The organism is Pontibacillus chungwhensis BH030062, assembly GCF_000770675.1.
Classification (GTDB): Bacteria; Bacillota; Bacilli; order Bacillales; family BH030062; genus Pontibacillus; species Pontibacillus chungwhensis.
In genome coordinates this window covers 102773-121042 of record NZ_AVBG01000001.1, presented here as the reverse complement: position 1 = coordinate 121042, position 18270 = coordinate 102773, and the positions used below count along the sequence as shown (strand labels likewise).

Genomic DNA, 18270 nt, shown 5'->3' with positions numbered 1-18270 from the left:
TCATATTTATTATTGCAATACTTTCTTAATGGTGTAGACTTCCGTCACAACACCTTCTGTCATAAGTTCGTTCAAGCGGGTCTTAAGTGTTCCTTCTAAACTTTCGACCCCTGATTTAAATTCTTCTTCATTCATAGGAGATAATTGCTTAATTAAGATATTCTTTAATTGGAAGTCCCGTTTTTCTAACTCTTCTTTAGCGTCTTTACTATCTGTTACAATCCTAAATTGAATACGAACAAAACGATCGTTTTGTAAATCAGTCGTAAGTTCATCTGTTTCAATCGAATATTCTCTTAATTCGTCAATCGTTGGTTCATCACTTGCTTGAGTACTAGAATTCAAGACTAATATAAGCGCAACCACTCCTCCTACAGTGATTACTACAAGACTGATTACCATTGCTTTTAGAATTTTCGGGTTCAAGTTATGATCCCTCCTTTTGATTTACGCTAATAGTAGCTAGTCCAATCTGTCTGTAGAACTGTTTGGTTAACGTAGTCACTTCGTCTTCTTTCTCACGAACAAGAAGCTTCCGCCCATTAGTTAATGTAATGGTGGTATCTGGATAAGCTTGAATTTGTTCTATGTAAATTGCATTCAAAGTAAATGAATCACCATTTAATCGAGTTAATGAAATCATTATGTATGAGAGAGACGTATAAAACGCCCCTCTACCTCCCTTTTTAGTCAGGATTAAACCTTTTTATCGTTTCAGATTCACTAGTTCCTGTAGAATCTCATCAGACGTTGTAATAATACGTGTGTTTGCCTGAAAGCCACGTTGAGCTGTTATCATTTCCGTAAATTCTTCTGCTAGATCAACATTGGACATCTCAAGAGACCCAGATACTAGAGAACCAGTACCATTTGCCCCAGGTTGAGAGAGGTTTGCTGCAGCTCCAGAGTTTGTAGTGGCCCTGTAAGCATTGCTTCCAACTTTCTCTAGTCCACCCGGGTTTGAAAATTTCATTAATCCTACAGGCCCAGCTGTTTGGGGGGTAGCATTACCAGGAGTAATATAACTTACCGTTCCATTTGACTGTATACTGAAACTCTCAGCATTTGGAGGGATATTAATCGTTGCACCTTGATTATCAGATAAATACATTCCTTCATTGTTGACAATATCTCCGTTATTGTCTAAGTAGAAGTTACCAGCCCTTGTGTAGTAACTTTCATTCCCATCTCTAACTTCAAACATTCCATCCCCTTCTATCGATAGATCAAGAGGTCGGTTAGTAGTTTGGCGATTTCCTTGGGTGTAGATATTATCGATTGACCCTAGTTGGGATCCAAGTCCAACTTGGGAAGGGTTTTTACCTCCTAAGCCCCCTGCTGGTGCTTCTGCTGGAGATACACTTTGACTCATCATATCCTGAAACGTCACGCGGCCTTTCTTGTAACCTGAGGTGTTCACATTTGCGATATTATTCCCAATCGTATCTAACTTCGTTTGCATACCTTTCATCCCTGAAATACCAGCGTACATTGAACGTAACATGTAACATTCATCCCTTTCGGTTTTTAATAGAACCATTACCTCACTGCATCATTCAGTCCGCAGTGATCAGGCCTCCCGCAGGTCCAGCCCTAGTCTTCCATAACAATTGTTCCGTTTATATTCGTGAAAATTTGTGACTGTGCTTCTTGTTTATTCATTGCTGTAATAACAGTATTGTTTTTTGTACTCACAACAAGCGCCTTATCTTTCATAAGAATAAGTGAATCAGTAACCCCTTTTTGTTTAGCTTCCCGCATACGTTCCTCCATCTTCACCCATTCTGCTTCAGATATGTAAAGATTTCTCTCTTTCAATCGTAGTTGGGCATGTTTACTCAACTTAATACCGGATAGTTCTTGCTGTAACACACTCTTAAAAGAGGCATTTCCATTTTCAGCAGGTGTTCTTTTGGTGCTAGAAATGGTTAGTGGAGGATGAGATTGTAACGAGTGGATTCTTGGATCCATGTTACCTCCTTCTTTCCTGATAAAATTCGTTTCTACATTTAGTCCATCTGGTCAGAAACCCTCATGATTTGCTCTGTAGATATCTTTTCACCATTGCGAAGTTCTAGCTCTACTGTATTTTGTTTTTTTGTAACTGCCATAACTTCACTCGTTTCCGCGCCTGTTACCGTTCCATTTTCATTTTTAGTCTCGTAGGAAACCTGCTTCCCTATCATAGAGCTATATTTTACAACTGGTGCAAAATTCTGTGCTTGTGTTAACTTCTCGATGGCTGTAGACATATTTGTCATTTGCTCCAAAGTTGAGAAGCTAGTCATTTGAGAGATAAATTCTTTATCTTTCATAGGACTAGTAGGGTCTTGGTTTTGAAGCTGAGTCATCAATATCTTCAAAAAATCATCTTTTCCTAACACGTTATTACTACCAGCTTCTACTGACCTAGTTTGTTGCTGTGACTTTAAATAAAGAGAAGGATCAATAGTTGTCATCGTTATCACCTACACCTTTTCGTTCATTAATACATCATGGAAACTTTGCGCTTCATCATCTTCTTCACTCGCAGTTTCGGAAGACTTCTCATGTTGCCTTCCCTTTTCCTGCTCTTGGTCTTCTTCTTTCTCAAAAGTAAACGACTGGTCTGTTTGAGTTGAGAGATCTTGCTTCTCTATTTGAACCTGATTCGGTGTGAACATGTGACGAAGCTGATTCAGATTCCCTTCTAGCATTTCTTTGGCAGCTTGGGTACTAACCATGATTTTTACCATCATCTCACCATTTTGTTGAGTCATCTTTACCATCATGTCGCCTAGAGAACCTGGGTTCAATTTAATAGAAAGTTGGGACCCTGCTTTGTTCATGTTAAAACGGCTTCGGTTCATGATCTTTTGGAACTCTTCTATTAATTGTTTCGGCATACTTTGATCACTTTGGTTACTCGGATTCAACTTTATAACCATTTGCTCTTGCTTTGTCATAATTCCATCACCAGCTGGAGAAAACGAAATCGTTTTTAAGGATGATTCTTTCTTAGAATCAGAAATGTCCCCAAGCCTTGACCATGAGTTCTCCATCCACTTACCAAACTCTGCTGATGTTACTTTGGCATTTTGACTATATTTGTTAGTTAAGGAGAGGTTTGAGCGTCTCTTTAAATTCATTAATGCTTGTTCGAAGCTTGCAAAAGCCTTTGGTGACGTTGTATCTTGCTTTACTTGTTGCAATAGTTGTTTAACTTCAGTTGAAGCTGGGTTGTTTTTCTCAATTTTTATTAGTTGTTCGGCTATAGAGTATAATTCTTTCAATTGTTTGGACATTTGAAGTGGGTTTTGCTCTTTGTTCCCTGTAAAAGACGTCGATAAATCTTGTAGCAACCCCTTAAGCTCAGTCGCTAACTTTTCAACCTTTCCATTTATGAGAGGGTTTAAATCTCCGGTTTCTGACAAGTTGAATGAATAGATTTTTGATTGGGGCATACTTAATGACATGGATAGCTGCATTGAAATATCTTTCTTATTAATCGATTCTAGATTAATTTCTAAATCTGAAAGCCATCCTTCAAGCGCTTCTAAATTTTCAACCAAGTTGTTGTCTAAAGAAAGACTACGATCGTTCCCAGTTTCTAAAGCTTTTTCAAGGGATTGGATGAGACTCCCCACATCTGTCTCCTCAGTAAGCGTGCTCATATTTGGATGAGCACTGTCTTGATTAAGCGCCATATCTCCTCCAGGAAGAGAATGAACAAATGCTTTGAGCTGATCAATTAGTGTTTTTAACTCTTTTTCCATTTGAGCAGGGTTCATTTCTTTGTTCAAAAGAACTTTAATTTGCTTCATCAAAGGTTGTTGTCCTTGATTGTTTGAAGAAACCTCTCCAAGTAAAGATTGCAACTTGTTTGCAAACCCCTCTTCTGACTTAGCATTAGATGTTAATGATCGATTAGCTCCGTTAAGATTTGCCCCTATTTGCTTTAGTAGAGTAACGCTTCCATTCATGACTTCACCTCCTTTCAAAGATTCATAAAACAACCTACCTATTCATAAGCGCGCTTGTTAAATTAGCTGCCTGTTCTGGATTTAGTGCCGCTAAAACTTTGCCCCGCTCATCGCTAGGTAGCTTTTCTAAAAGATCAACAGAGGATGCTTGATCAAGCTGTGACAAAATAGCAGCTGCTTGTTCTGGATCCATTTTTTTAAAGGAAGAAGACAGATCTGTCAAAATTTCCTCCTGATTCTTATCAGATACCTTTTTATCTTTTACCTCTTGGTTCAATTGATTAATTTCATTATTTAATTCTTCAATCTTTTCATCTTTTACAGTGAGTTGAGACTTTAGTTCATCAAGTTGAGCATTTTGGTCTTCAATTGTTGCCTGTAATTCCACAGTTTGACCATCTGATTCATTTTTAGTTTCAGTATTCAGTAATGAGGATACGCGTGGTACATCATCAGCAAACTGCTTTGTTTTCTCAAATATATTGACACCTGCTACAGTCATAATAATAAGGGCTACAGTAACAGCTAAGATTAGTGGAATTAGGATCACAAACACAAACCATTGAACTTTACTTGATTTTTGTTTTGGCTTTTCAGAAATAGCCACGATTTACACCTAATTTCCTTGATTAATATATTGTTGGACTGATATTTCATCCATCATTTTCTTATCAATTGCTACTTGCTCTAACTCTCTTTGTTCAACCTTTTGATTGATTAGAATTTCATACTTTTTATATTCGATATGGGATTCTGATAGTTCCATTTGCTTCTGTTCCATTTCATTTCTTGCATCATGAACTTGGTGTTGGAGCTGCTCTATCTGTTTAGATAGCTGCTCTACATATGTGTGATAGTTATTTAAATCTATAATGCTTAATCCTTTTTTTACTGATGATTGATAAGCAGCTTCCTTGTCCTCTTTTTTCTTTAATAATTCATAAAGACGGGTTGCCACATACTCAAATTGATCCATGGCATCTTGATAATTTTTTTGAGCGACGTGCTTATCCTTTTCTTTTAAATCTAATAGCTTATGAAATGCACTTAAGCTTGTCATCCTTGACCACCTCGACCTACTAATTGAATAAGTTGTTCAACGGCCTCAACATTCTGTACTGGCTCATGAGTTCCTTGTTTTAAGAAAGAGATAAGTTTTGGATGGTATTCAATAGCTTCATCTACTTCTTTTGAACTTCCTTTTCGGTACGCGCCAATTTGAATCAGTTCTTGGTTTTCCTCATAGGTTGCTAGAAGATTTCTCATCCTTACAGCTGCGTCTAAATGCTCCGAGTCTGCCACATGATTCATAACACGACTAATTGATTTTAATACATTGATAGCAGGAAACTGACCTTGTTCAGCTAATTTCCGATCTAAAACAAAGTGGCCGTCAAGTATACCTCTCACCGTGTCGGCGATCGGTTCATTCATATCATCTCCATCTACTAGAACCGTATAAAAGGCTGTAATAGATCCAGACGCATTCGTACCTGTGCGCTCAAGGAGTTTCGGCAAGATTGCAAATACTGAAGGAGTGTAGCCTTTGGTTGTAGGAGGTTCACCTGTTGCGAGCCCCACCTCTCTTTGTGCCATTGCCACTCTTGTAACAGAATCCATCATAAGGTTCACGTCGTACCCTAAATCTCGGAAGTACTCACTAATTGCAGTAGCGGTGTAGGCCCCTTTAATTCTCATAAGAGCAGGTTGATCAGATGTAGCAACTACTACAATAGATTTCTTTAACCCTTCTTCACCGAGGTCCCTTTCGATAAATTCTCTTACTTCACGACCACGTTCTCCGATTAAAGCAATCACATTAATATCAGCCCCACTGTTTCTGGCAATCATGCCCATCAAAGTACTCTTCCCAACACCACTACCTGCGAAGATGCCCACACGCTGCCCTTTCCCTACCGTCAGTAATGTATCAATAGACCGAACACCTACTTGTATAGGCTCTTCGATTGGAGGTCTGGATAATGGATTTGGAGGTGATTGATCAGTTGGATAAGGTCTTAACCCCTTTAAGGAAGCTGATTCATACATCGATCTCCCAAGGGAATCGAGAACCTGACCGACCATTCCCCTGCCTACTTTCACTTGAAGAGGCTCACCTGTAGCTTCTACTAAACAACCAGGAGCAATATCCGTAATTTCTGAGTAGGGCATAAGAAGAACTTTTTCCTCAGAGAATCCTACAACCTCAGCGAGTATCGTCTCACCTTTTTTAGGGCTTGAGTGAATGACACAAACCTCGCCAACACTTGCCTCAGGTCCTTTTGACTCAATCATTAAACCAACGACTCTTACAATTTTTCCATATCGCTTATATGTATCAAGTTCATTAATAGCATCCAATAAATGACTTACATTCACCTATTTGCCCTCCTCGAGTAAACGAAACAACTTTACACGCAGCTCTTCTAATTGACTGTCGATGCTTACATCTACTCTCCCATAGGATGATTCTAGATAACATTGGAATGGCTTTAAATTTGTTTTCGGGTAAATGGAAAGTTCAGCTTGGTGATCCAATATTAGTTGTAATTCAGATTTTTGTTCTAAAATTTGTTCATATTGATCAGGATGTACATAAACTTGAAGCTGATCTCCATTATTTCCTTCTTCAATGACAGCTCTCACAATAGGCAAATAGCTTTCTGGATTATCTACTAGCGTTTGATTCAAAATCTTAGATGCGGCTTTCATACTTAAATGAAGAATGGCTTCTTCGCTATTTTCAATTTTGGAGCGGTAATCCAAGTTCGCTTGGTTTATCGTTTCTTGTGCTTTTTGAATAAGCTCCTCATACTGCCGGAAAGCCTCTTGTTCACCCGTTTCAAATCCTTCTTTGAATGCCCACTTCTTTGTTGATTCTATTAACTCATCTTTTTCAGTTTCCCAATCGTTCTGAAGTGATTTAATTTTTTCTTCTGTTTCTTTTAAAAGACGGTCAGATTTCTCTTTGGCATCACGAAGTATTTGATTAGCATAATCTTTTTTCTCATTAGCTTCTTGAATAAGTGATGATGCTAGCTTCGAAGATTGTTCAGGAGAAGTGTTGGACTCAGATACATAAGTTTCATGACATATCGGTTTTATTCCAATTACACGACCCGTTTTGTTGTTATGGTTATACAATGATATCGTCACCTCCGCCGCGTGCGATGACAATCTCTCCAACCTCTTCTAATCTCCTAATAATGGAAACGATTCGGGTTTGAGATTCTTCAACGTCACGCAAGCGAACTGGTCCCATATATTCCATCTCTTCCTGGAATGTTTCACTCATGCGAGAAGACATGTTTTTAAACACAACTTCTTTTACTTCTTCGCTAGCAACTTTTAATGAGAGCATCAAATCTTCATTATCTGCATCTCGAATGACACGCTGAATTGCTCGATTGTCAAGCGTAACGATATCTTCAAAGACAAACATGCGCTTCTTAATTTCTTCAGCTAGTTCAGGATCTTGAATTTCTAATGAATCTAGTATCGTTCGTTCTGTACTTCGATCTACACCATTTAATACATTGACAACAGCTTCAATGCCACCTGTTTGGGTATAATCTTGTGTAACAGTTGCCGAAAGCTTTCTTTCAAGAATTTGTTCGACTTCATTGATCACTTCAGGAGAAGTAGAATCCATAATGGCAATTCTTCTTGCAATGTCTGCTTGCATTTCTTGAGGAAGTTCTGACAGAATTTGTGCTGATTGCTCTGAATCTAAATATGATAAAATGAGCGCAATCGTTTGAGGGTGCTCATTTTGTATAAAATTTAATATTTGAGAAGGATCTGCCTTCCTCGCAAAATCGAATGGTTTAACCTGAAGGGAAGAGGTTAACCGATTAATAATAGCAGAAGCTTCTTTGTCTCCAAGTGCCTTTTCCAAAACCGTTTTAGCATAGCCAATGCCACCTTGGGTAATGTAATCTTGCGCTAGGGCAATTTGGTGGAATTGATCTAGTATCTCTTCTTTTTGATCAGGTTCGACTTTTTTGACAGACGAAATTTCTAGTGTCAGCTTCTCGATCTCTTCTTCCGTCAAATGTTTATATACTTGCGCTGAAACATCCGGACCTAAAGATATGAGGAGAACGGCCGCTTTTTGTCTGCCTGATAGTCCTTGTTTATGCTTTGCCATATATACTCACTCCTAGTCTTCGGCGATCCATGAACGTAATAACTTAGCAAAGTCTTCTGGTTTCTCTTTTGCCATACGTTCTAGTTGTTTGCGTCGCACAGAACTTTCTGTTTCTTCTGGTTCTTCCATAGCAGGAACCTCAACCGGAGTTCGGTCTCGCTCAACGTACTCTTCTGTTAAGTCTTCCTTTTTACGGCCTTTTCTTAATAACGTCCACATTAAGCTTGCAATAACTACAAGTAAGATCCCTCCCGTAACGTAAGCCCACACAGGTATAACGGGCGATGTTTCAGGATTAAATTGAGGTTTTCCGTTAAACTCTTGAAAGACAATTGAAACTTTGTTCTCTGGCTCAACAGGGCCGTATTCTTCATCGATACTTGTCGAAACGATTGAGCTTAAAATAGATGTAATACTCTCCGATAATGTAGCCTGCTCCTCTGTTGATAGTTGCTGAATAGCCCCATCATCTTGATTAGCCTCTTTATTTTGATCGACAGCTACTTGAATACCCAGGTCTCTAATTTTGTAAGGGGATTCGACTATGTTACGTTGTATTCGATTAAACTCATTATTAATCGTTTCTTTCATCATTTCATAGTCACCGTTTCCTGCTTCCCCATCTTCACCTTGATAAGCAGGAACATCGCCATCAGGATTAACCGTACCACCAGCATTCACATCACCAGGATCACCTGTATAAGTTTCTGTAATACGTTCAACGCTAACAGGAAGACCTTCTTCTCCCTCTTCAGTTGGCTGGACAAGATTTTCAGTTCGCTTTTCTTGAGTGAAGTCTACATCGGCTGTGACAGATACCATAACTTTATCTTGTCCCATCATCATGCCAAGCATCTGCTGGACGCGCCTTTGAATATCACTTTGTATATCATCTTTTACGGTTTGTTGGTATTCATATGATTGACCTGAGGCTATTGAACCAGACTTTTTTGGGTCAAAATACTTAAAGTTTTGATCCATTATGGCGATATTATCAGTAGGGAGATTTGGGATCGCTTTAGAAACAAGATGATACAACGATTGTATTTGATCTTCTTTTAGTTGGTAGCCTTGATTTACGTTGACGACGATTGAGGCTGATGCAGTTTGCTCCTGCTCACCAACAAAGATCTTATCTTTGGGCATGTTTATCATAACCTTAGCGTTCTCAATCCCCTCAATTTGTTTCATTAAAGAGGATAATTCTGTTTGCATGGCATCTAGTTTCATAACATCAAACTCATTATCTGTCATTCCCCAAGAAGTATTATCGCTGAAAAAACCATAGTCAATGCTACCACTATCAGGAAGACCTTGAGCAGCCAAGTCAACAAGTAAGCCATCTACAGTAGCTTCTGGCACCATAACTGTTGTACCTTGATTCCCCAGTTCATATTTCACCCCTCTAGCATCAAGCTCCTCTTTTATTTGCCCTACTTCTTGTACTGATAGATCATTATATAGAGGAACCAACTTTGGATTAGAGGCAAAAAGGCTAGCTCCAACAATAAGCGCTAATAAACCTACAATAGCACCCACCATGATGCTCTTCTGAGGCAAGCTGCGCCCCTTCCAAAATTCGCTAGTCTTGTATTTATAATCTTGTAGCTTTTCTCTCATAATAGCCCCCGTGCTGAACATCATCTAACTCATTTTAGTACCTTTCATTCTATGTATGATGTTTAATTAAGTTATACTTGCATTCTCATTATTTCTTTGTAAGCATCTATCGCTTTCCCTTGAACTTCAACAGCAGTTTGTAAGGTAATACTAGCTTTTTTAGAAGCAATCATCACATCGTGAAGATTATCAATTTCCCCTTTAGCAAGTTGCTGTGTTTTAATATTGGACTCAACCTGTGCATTATTTACAGTTTTCACTGCATTTTTTAAGCTAGTTGCAAAAGCCGATTGCGCTTCTTGTGGTGAAATTTTTTTCATATCTTGAGAAGTCTGTAAGGGTGCTTGACTAGCTTTTAATACTACGGGTTCCATACTTAACCACGCCCTTTCATTTCTTATCGACCGATCTCTAAGGCTTTCATCAACATACTCTTACTAGCATTAACAGCTGTAACATTTGCTTCGTATGACCTGGTAGCACTCATTAGATCAACCATCTCTTTTAATGGGTCCACATTAGGCATAGCAACATACCCATTTTCATCTGCGTCTGGATGATCAGGGTTATGCACCATTTTAAAAGGAGATTCATCCTCTTGGATTTCAGTCACCTTAACACCTTCAGCAGGAGTTTTTCCTGATCCCATTGCCTTTTGTAAATGAGATTGAAATGTTTCCCCTTTAGGTTGAAACTCTACCATTTTTCTTCTGTAGGGTTCCCATTGTCCATCTTCGGTTTGTGTTGCCCTAGTTGTCTCTGCATTTGATAGGTTTGATGAAATAACATCCATTCTAAGGCGTTGAGCCGTCAAGGCACTAGCACTTGCATTAAACGAATTAAATATTCCCAACGTTATCTTCCTCCCTTAATAACAGACTCTAAACTTCTGAACTTACCATTCAATCGATCAACCAATGCTTGGTAATAAATTTGGTTCTTAGCGAGATCAGACATTTCCTGATCTATATCCACGTTATTTCCATTGTGATTATACTGCGTACTTCCGTTTGAAGTTACTGAAAAACGGGAAGTACTAGTGGAAGAAAAGGGAATATGTTTACTATTAGTCCGTTTAGCATCAATTGAGCTCATTTGCTCGCTGAAGACATCTTTAAACTGTACATCTTTAGCTTTGTAATTAGGTGTGTCAACATTAGCAATATTATTACTTATTGTTTTGTTCTTAAGTGAAGCATAGTCCATAGATTTCTCTAGGGTTTGGATTGTACCACCGAACATTGTCATCTGAATCCCTCCTTTTTTATAGAAAAATAAGTATCCAGACCTACATAATGCTAATTGTAAGAAAACGTCGAATTTTTGTCCATGAGATGGATTCCCTATTTATACATGATTTGTCAAGGAAATTGGAATATTATTAGTCATTTAGTCCTCATGCATAGTAAAAAAGGCCCTGTAAAAGGTTAGTTATCATATTATTAACGTTTATTCGCCACATCTATGTTCCATTATGACATAGGTACGAATGAAAGAAAATGTCGAAAAAGGTAATTTAACTATTTCTAAACAATTTTTGTGGATTCATACAAAAAAAACCAGCCCCTCCGTATGGGGGCTGGTTTTTTGGAATAAGTTCCCTTAGTTTAAACGCATATTTTGTAATTCGACAAGGAACTTGTCGTTTAGGACTTTAATATACGTTCCTTTCATTCCTAGTGAGCGTGACTCAATAACGCCAGCACTTTCTAATTTACGAAGAGCATTTACAATCACTGAACGTGTAATTCCAACACGATCAGCAATTTTACTCGCAACAAGCAACCCTTCATTTCCTTCTAACTCTTCAAAGATGTGTTCAATTGCTTCTAATTCACTATAAGATAATGAGCTGATCGCCATCTGCACGACAGCTTTGCTTCTAGCTTCTACTTCAATCTCTTCTGTTTTCTCGTGAAGGATTTCCATACCTACAACAGTAGCTCCGTACTCACCTAGCAGAAGATCATCGTCGTTGAAACTTTCAGTTAACCGACTAAGAATAAGGGTACCGATTCGCTCACCCCCACCGATAATAGGAACAACAGTGGTCAACCCTTGTTGGAATAATTCACGGTTCTCAACTGGAAATGCAGTCAGCGGGTGATCAATGTCCAGATTTGGAGTTGTTTCATTGATAGAGAACAAGTTTTGAGTATACTCTTCTGGGAACTGACGCTCAGCTAACATACTTTTCATGCGGTCGTTTTCAATTTCTTGCTTAATAGCGAAACCTAACAGTTTACCTCTTCGACTTACGATATATGTGTTTGCTCCAATCGCATCACGAAGCGTCTCAGACATATCGTTAAAGTTGACGGATTTACCTGTAGTTTTTTGCAGCATTGAGTTAATATTGCGTGCTCGATCTAATAATTTCATATTGATCCTCCTAATCAGTGTGTCTATAAAATAAATTGACTTAAGTCTTTATTCTTGGCAATCGATGCTAATTTGTCATCTACATAAGCTTTAGTGATTTCAATGGTTTCCATATGAACATCTGGAGCTTCAAAGGAAAGATCCTCTAATAGCTTCTCTAAAATAGTGTGCAACCTACGTGCACCGATATTATCTGTTTCCTGATTCACTTCAAAAGCTACTTCTGCTAATCTGGTAACAGCTTCGTCAGAAAATTCCACATTTATACCTTCTGTTTCAAGTAAAGCTTTATATTGTTTCAATAGTGCATTTGATGGTTCAGTGAGAATGTTCACAAAATCTTCTACAGTGAGTTTCTCAAGCTCTACACGGATTGGAAAACGTCCTTGTAACTCAGGAATTAAATCTGAAGGCTTAGACATATGGAATGCTCCCGCTGCCACAAATAGAATATGGTCCGTTTTTACAGGCCCATGTTTTGTAACAACTGTAGATCCTTCTACAATTGGTAAAATATCGCGTTGAACGCCTTCTCTTGAGACATTGCCAGACGACTGTTCATTTCCACCAGCTACTTTATCAATTTCATCTACAAAGATCATTCCATTTTGCTCTACGCGTTCTACTGCATCTTGAGATACTTCATCCATATCAATTAGCTTTTGAGCTTCATCTTGGGTAAGCACCTTACGAGCGTCCTTTACAGAAAGTCGGCGTTTCTTAGACTTTTTCGGCATGAATTGACTAAAGGCATCTTGCATATTCATCCCCATTTGTTCCATACCCGAGCCTTGCAACATATCAAACATGGAAGATTGTTGCTCTTCAACTTCTATCGTAATCATTGTATCTTCTAGCTCACCCATTGCAAGCTTGTGAGAAGCTTGCTTTCTTTTTTGCTCTACATTCTGTTCTTCTGAACGATCTTCACTCTGCTGTGCGTCTTCTTGACCTGAGAAAAACATCTCTAATGGGTTTTTAAAATTATTTTGTTTTTTCTTTTTAGGCACCAAATATTCAACAATACGTTGGTTCGCACGCTCTTCAGCTTTCCCTTTCACTTGTTCCATTTTTTCTTCTTTCACCATACGGACTGCTGTCTCCATAAGGTCTCTTACCATGGATTCAACGTCACGACCCACATAACCTACTTCAGTAAATTTCGTAGCTTCAACCTTCACAAATGGAGCACCAACAAGCTTCGCTAATCTTCGAGCAATCTCTGTTTTACCTACTCCTGTTGGACCCATCATTAATATATTTTTAGGAACAATTTCGTCTTTTAACTTATCATCCAATTGCATGCGTCGATAGCGATTACGCAAAGCGATCGCTACAGCTTTTTTGGCATTATTTTGACCAATGATATATTGATCTAAGCGTTCAACTATTTGTCTAGGCGTTAAGTTTTCACTCATCGATAAAGACCTCCCTTAGTCCTCCAGCGATTCTAATACGATTTCATTATTAGTATACACACATATTTCTCCTGCGATTTCTAGAGCTGCTTGTGCAATTTCTGTTGCACTTTTCTCAGGAGAGTAACGTTTCAAAGCACGGCCTGCACTTAACGCATAGTGTCCTCCAGATCCAATTGCAATTACACCATCATCAGGTTCAATGACTTCACCGGTACCCGAAACAAGAAATAGGTCGTCTTTGTTCATCACAATTAACATCGCCTCAAGCTTACGCAGAACTTTGTCACTACGCCATTCTTTTGCAAGCTCTACAGCTGCACGTGCCAAGTTTCCATTATAAGCCTCAAGCTTTGCTTCAAATTTCTCAAATAACGTGAAAGCATCAGCTACAGAGCCTGCAAATCCAGCCAGGACTTGCCCTTTAAATAACCTACGAACTTTTTTTGCTTTATGTTTCATTACAACTGCATTTCCAAATGTAACTTGCCCATCTCCGCTCATTGCACATTGTCCATTATGTTGAACGGCAAAAATCGTTGTTGCGTGAAATTGTTGTTCCAAAAACTCCACCTCATTTCATTTATTCATCCTTACCTGCTCGTGGATGGCTATTCATGTATACGTTTTTTAAATGACCTTTCGTTACGTGTGTATAGATTTGAGTAGAGGTTAGGTGCTCATGTCCTAATAATTCCTGAACGGAACGTAAATCTGCCCCTTCATTTAACATATGAGTAGCAAACGTATGCCTAAGCATATGAGGATGGACATGAATAGTCATAGCTGCTTTTTCTACCATTTTATTTAGGACTAACCTAACTCCCCGGTCAGTTAATGGAGAACCTTTTGCGTTAAGCCAGATTGCTCCAGTTTCCATTCCAGATTTCTCTAATAACGAGTTTCTTCCATTATAAATGTAGTGTTTTAAAGCATCTCTTGCAAAGCTCCCAAAAGGAATGTAACGTTCCTTCCTTCCCTTACCTCGAACTAGAACCGTACCAAGCTCAAGATCTATATCAGATAACTCACACGTTACACATTCACTTATTCGCATCCCTGTCGCATAAAGGAGTTCTAAAATAGCTTGATTTCTTTGGCCTAAAGGTTCTTCCATATTACTCACATGAAATAACTTATCCAACTCTTCTTCATATAAGAATGAAGGGATTGGATTTTGCTGCTTTGGCAAAGAAACATGCAAGAAAGGATTAGACTCTACATGGCCTTCCCTTTCTAAGAAGCGATAAAACGATCGTAAGCTTGAAAGCTTTCTCGAAACCGACCTTCGAGATAGTTGCTGGTCATAGAGCTCTGTTAAAAAGACTCTAATAATGGGATAATCCACTTCCTCCCAACTTAGATCTCCTTCTCTTTGCAAAAATGCTTTAAAGGAATGGAGGTCACTTTGGTAAAAGTGGATCGTATATGATGAAGCGTTCTTTTCAATTTGTAAGTACTCCGTGAATAAGTTTATTTGACGTTGATTATCATTCATCAGCTCACCTCACATAAGGCGCTTAAATATTAACACAGATAATATACCTTATGCAATGAATTTTACTTAATTGTAACAAAATTCTGAATTGTTCCTAAACCTTTGTAAATTATCATTGCTAGCATATCCATGACAAAGAGCAAATATACTAATTTCTGTCAAGTATATTCCCTTACCACTCAACGATTATAGCTTGATGACCTACTAGTGTCAATTAAAATTATTTTAAGTATTTTTTAACAGTTTGTAAGGGAGGGATGGTTCAACTATAAATTCCATCAAAAGATCAATTACAATCATTAGACTCTTATGTGGAAGACTAAAAGTTGAGAGGATGCTTCCGTTTACTCAAGTTGAGAATAAGGTGGTTCGGGAAATCACTCGCTTTCCGCGGCGAGCTGGGAATCCTCCTCGAACGCTTTCGCTCTCTGCGGGGGCTCCCCTAGATTGAAAAGTGCAGGCGTGGTGCCTAGGATCGTACGGATAAGACAGCTTTTTGGAAAAGGCGATTAGCCTTTGGAAAAAAGATGACTTATCACGCTAGGTCCTCCTCGCCGTATTTAGACTAACTCCTGCTGCCGCAGGAGTCTCGCAATTTCCCGAACCACCTTTGCCATATATTGAGGGAACGGAAGCATGCTATATATGGGCGGGCGGATTGTTGAACCTCAGCCATGATGGTGCTAATGGGACGTTATACAAATTCTGATATGGGGTGTTTGGGGGACGGGGAGACTCCAGCAGGAGAAAGAGGTCGACGAGACCCCGGAGCGAACGTAGTGAGTGAGGAGGCTCGACAGCTCGCCTGCGGAAAGCGAGTCGTTCCCCAGACCCCCCTAACTCTCAATAAAAGTAACGGCCCCACATGCAATGAGGTGTCTCAGCCTCGAGTCTTAAACTATCTTGCCCTTACCTGAAATCGTTTGTTCGGAGATTATACGATTATTGCTCATAAATAAAAGCATAAGGGGATAGCCCCTTATGCTTATTGCTGGAGTTCTTCTTTATAGTCACATTCAGAACACTGCACTTGTGTTCCTTTTTTAGCTTTCTTCTCTACTAGCATTGATTCACATTTCGGACATGGACGACTGATTGGTTTATCCCATGAAATAAACTCACATTCAGGATAACGATCACAGCCATAGAACGTGCGTTTCTTTTTACTTTTACGTTCAACAACATTACCTTCTTTGCATCGAGGGCATTTAACGCCAATTTCTTTTAATATTGGCTTTGTATTACGGCAATCCGGGAAATTGGAACAAGCCAGGAACTTACCATAACGGCCCATTTTGTAAACCATTTCGTGACCACATTCTTCGCAGTCAATTCCTGCAGGTTCATCTTTAATTTCGATTTCTTCCATTTCTTTCTCAGCAGTTGTTAAACGCTTTTCGAAATCTTGATAAAAGTCATCGATAATTTGAACCCATTCTTTGTTCCCCTCTTCAACGGCATCGAGATTTCCTTCCATTTGTACAGTGAAATCGACATTAATGATTTCAGGGAAATACTCTTTCAATAATTCAATCACGATCTCACCTAATTCAGTGGGGACAAATCGTTTATTATCTAAACTCACATATCCTCTTCTTTGAATTGTATCCAGGGTAGGAGCGTATGTGGATGGACGTCCTATTCCCATCTCCTCTAATGTACGTACAAGACGAGCTTCTGTGTAACGTGGTGGAGGCTGAGTGAAGTGTTGATTCGGTTGAATGCTCTCTGCTTTAACCGTAGTGCCCTCTTCCAATTCTGGCAACATCTTATCTTCTTCTTTCTTATTATCATCGTTGCCTTCAACATATACTTTCATAAACCCTTTAAATTTAACTTTAGAACCGGTAGCTCTAAACTCTACGCCTTGATTTAATAAGTGAACGGTCATGGTATCAAGAACAGCAGGAGCCATTTGGCTAGCAACAAAACGTTCCCAGATTAATTTATACAATCGATACTGATCTCTAGACAAATATTCTTTCATTGCCTTTGGAGTACGGAGAGAGGAAGTTGGACGAATCGCTTCGTGTGCATCTTGAGCATTTTGCGATTTCTGTGACTTCTTTTGACTCCCTGATCCAAGATAGTCCTTTCCATACTGTTCTTCAATATATCCAGCAGCTTCATCCTTAGCTGTTTGGGAGATACGAGTTGAGTCAGTACGCATATAGGTAATCAAACCAACTGTTCCCTCTTTTTTACTAAGCTGAATTCCTTCATATAATTGTTGAGCCATCATCATTGTCTTCTTAGCACGGAAATTTAATTTCCGCGCTGCTTCTTGTTGTAAAGATGATGTTGTGAATGGTGAAGCTGGATTACGGCGACGTTCTCTTTTGTTTACTTTGTCGACATTGAAGTCTTCCTCGTTCATTTTAGAAAGAATCTTATCAACATCTTCTCTAGAGCCTAGTTTTTGCTTTTTACCATCTATGCCATAAAAAGCACCTTCAAACTGTTCATTATCTTTCATAAAGTTCCCATCAATGGACCAATACTCTTCAGGTTCGAAATTTTTAATTTCATTCTCCCGGTCCATAATCATTTTAACGGCTACTGATTGTACTCGTCCTGCACTAAGACCTTTTTTTACTTTTTTCCATAATAACGGGCTAATGTTGTAACCAACTAATCGATCTAAAACCCTTCTTGCTTGCTGTGCGTTTACAAGATCCATATCAATTGTACGAGGATGCTTAAACGATTCCTTTATTGCATCTTTCGTAATCTCATTAAACACAACACGACATTGAGATGTCTCATCCATATTTAAGCTATGAGCTAAGTGCCAGGCAATTGCTTCCCCTTCTCTATCGGGGTCGGCTGCGAGATAGACTTTCTTGGCTTTCTTAGCAGCTGTTTTGATTTCTTTTAATACAGGCCCTTTGCCTCGAATAGTAATGTATTTCGGGGTGTATCCTTCTTCTACATTTACACCCATTTGACTTTTGGGTAGGTCAATTACATGTCCCATTGATGCTTTTACGGTATACTTTTTTCCTAAGTATTTCTCTATTGTCTTTGCTTTTGCTGGTGATTCTACGATAACAAGATAATCTGCCATATAGTATCCTCCTAGATGAGGTTATTCTTTATTTTATTCATTTTATGTGTAAACGTTTGTTTTAAATTAAATCTTCCCTATTATTAAATACTTCTTATTCATTTGTCAAACAAATTATAGAAACAAAATGAATAGCAAAACGGAAAAATATTGATTTTATGACAGCTTTCGAC

Annotated in this window: 20 protein-coding genes; all 20 read right to left on the bottom strand. The window is 38.7% G+C overall.

Translation table 11 applies throughout. From position 1 onward, the window contains the following. Window positions 1-9 precede the first annotated feature (9 nt). The 20 genes from fliL to topA all read right to left on the bottom strand — a co-directional run bounded on the left by fliL (window position 10) and on the right by topA (window position 18097). Window positions 10-426 carry a flagellar basal body-associated protein FliL gene (gene fliL, locus N780_RS00595; protein WP_232299471.1) on the bottom strand — a complete coding sequence of 139 codons (417 nt, stop codon included), beginning with the start codon at window positions 424-426 and terminating at the stop codon, window positions 10-12. A gap of 1 nt (window position 427) precedes the next feature. Next, on the bottom strand, window positions 428-643 hold the full coding sequence (locus tag N780_RS00590; RefSeq protein ID WP_036778709.1) for a flagellar FlbD family protein: 216 nt from the start codon (window positions 641-643) through the stop codon (window positions 428-430). A 63-nt stretch (window positions 644-706) separates the two neighbouring features. Then, the gene (flgG, locus tag N780_RS00585) at window positions 707-1504 is read right to left on the bottom strand and encodes a flagellar basal body rod protein FlgG (RefSeq protein ID WP_036778707.1); all 798 of its coding nucleotides are present in this window, start codon (window positions 1502-1504) and stop codon (window positions 707-709) included. An 89-nt stretch (window positions 1505-1593) separates the two neighbouring features. After that, a complete protein-coding gene (locus N780_RS00580) occupies window positions 1594-1971 on the bottom strand; it encodes a TIGR02530 family flagellar biosynthesis protein (protein WP_036778705.1) in 378 nt (125 codons plus the stop codon). A 38-nt stretch (window positions 1972-2009) separates the two neighbouring features. After that, window positions 2010-2459 carry a flagellar hook assembly protein FlgD gene (gene flgD, locus N780_RS00575; protein WP_036778703.1) on the bottom strand — a complete coding sequence of 150 codons (450 nt, stop codon included), beginning with the start codon at window positions 2457-2459 and terminating at the stop codon, window positions 2010-2012. A gap of 9 nt (window positions 2460-2468) precedes the next feature. Next, a complete protein-coding gene (locus tag N780_RS00570) occupies window positions 2469-3962 on the bottom strand; it encodes a flagellar hook-length control protein FliK (protein ID WP_036778701.1) in 1494 nt (497 codons plus the stop codon). 34 nt (window positions 3963-3996) lie between these two features. Continuing rightward, complete coding sequence (locus N780_RS00565; RefSeq protein WP_036778699.1) at window positions 3997-4569, bottom strand: MotE family protein; 573 nt, start codon at window positions 4567-4569, stop codon at window positions 3997-3999. A gap of 9 nt (window positions 4570-4578) precedes the next feature. Beyond that, window positions 4579-5022 (bottom strand): flagellar export protein FliJ, encoded by a 444-nt coding sequence (gene fliJ / locus N780_RS00560; RefSeq protein WP_036778696.1) that lies wholly within the window; start codon window positions 5020-5022, stop codon window positions 4579-4581. Next, window positions 5019-6341, bottom strand: coding sequence for a flagellar protein export ATPase FliI (gene fliI, locus N780_RS00555; RefSeq protein ID WP_036778694.1), 1323 nt, complete (start codon window positions 6339-6341; stop codon window positions 5019-5021). The genes fliJ and fliI overlap by 4 nt, the downstream gene beginning before the upstream one ends. Continuing rightward, window positions 6342-7106, bottom strand: a complete 765-nt coding sequence (gene fliH / locus N780_RS00550) for a flagellar assembly protein FliH (RefSeq protein WP_036778691.1) — start codon at window positions 7104-7106, stop codon at window positions 6342-6344. Next, the gene (gene fliG, locus N780_RS00545) at window positions 7099-8112 is read right to left on the bottom strand and encodes a flagellar motor switch protein FliG (protein ID WP_036778689.1); all 1014 of its coding nucleotides are present in this window, start codon (window positions 8110-8112) and stop codon (window positions 7099-7101) included. The genes fliH and fliG overlap by 8 nt, the downstream gene beginning before the upstream one ends. A 12-nt stretch (window positions 8113-8124) precedes the next feature. Then, entirely contained in the window at window positions 8125-9732 is a 1608-nt protein-coding gene (gene fliF, locus N780_RS00540) for a flagellar basal-body MS-ring/collar protein FliF (RefSeq protein WP_036778686.1), read from the bottom strand. 71 nt (window positions 9733-9803) lie between these two features. Beyond that, entirely contained in the window at window positions 9804-10052 is a 249-nt protein-coding gene (gene fliE, locus N780_RS00535; RefSeq protein WP_500037834.1) for a flagellar hook-basal body complex protein FliE, read from the bottom strand. Between the two features lie 77 nt (window positions 10053-10129). Beyond that, window positions 10130-10585, bottom strand: coding sequence for a flagellar basal body rod protein FlgC (flgC, locus tag N780_RS00530; RefSeq protein ID WP_036778681.1), 456 nt, complete (start codon window positions 10583-10585; stop codon window positions 10130-10132). A gap of 2 nt (window positions 10586-10587) precedes the next feature. Continuing rightward, a complete protein-coding gene (gene flgB, locus N780_RS00525) occupies window positions 10588-10980 on the bottom strand; it encodes a flagellar basal body rod protein FlgB (protein WP_036778678.1) in 393 nt (130 codons plus the stop codon). Between the two features lie 354 nt (window positions 10981-11334). Further along, window positions 11335-12114: a GTP-sensing pleiotropic transcriptional regulator CodY gene (gene codY / locus N780_RS00520; RefSeq protein WP_036778675.1), complete on the bottom strand. Its 780-nt coding sequence runs from the start codon at window positions 12112-12114 to the stop codon at window positions 11335-11337. Window positions 12115-12137: 23 nt separating this feature from the next. Next, a complete protein-coding gene (gene hslU / locus N780_RS00515; RefSeq protein ID WP_036778673.1) occupies window positions 12138-13532 on the bottom strand; it encodes an ATP-dependent protease ATPase subunit HslU in 1395 nt (464 codons plus the stop codon). A 15-nt stretch (window positions 13533-13547) separates the two neighbouring features. Then, window positions 13548-14096, bottom strand: coding sequence for an ATP-dependent protease subunit HslV (hslV, locus tag N780_RS00510; protein ID WP_036778671.1), 549 nt, complete (start codon window positions 14094-14096; stop codon window positions 13548-13550). Between the two features lie 19 nt (window positions 14097-14115). After that, on the bottom strand, window positions 14116-15030 hold the full coding sequence (gene xerC / locus N780_RS00505; protein ID WP_036778669.1) for a tyrosine recombinase XerC: 915 nt from the start codon (window positions 15028-15030) through the stop codon (window positions 14116-14118). 985 nt (window positions 15031-16015) lie between these two features. Continuing rightward, window positions 16016-18097 carry a type I DNA topoisomerase gene (gene topA, locus N780_RS00500; protein WP_036778667.1) on the bottom strand — a complete coding sequence of 694 codons (2082 nt, stop codon included), beginning with the start codon at window positions 18095-18097 and terminating at the stop codon, window positions 16016-16018. Between the last annotated feature and the right edge of the window lie 173 nt (window positions 18098-18270).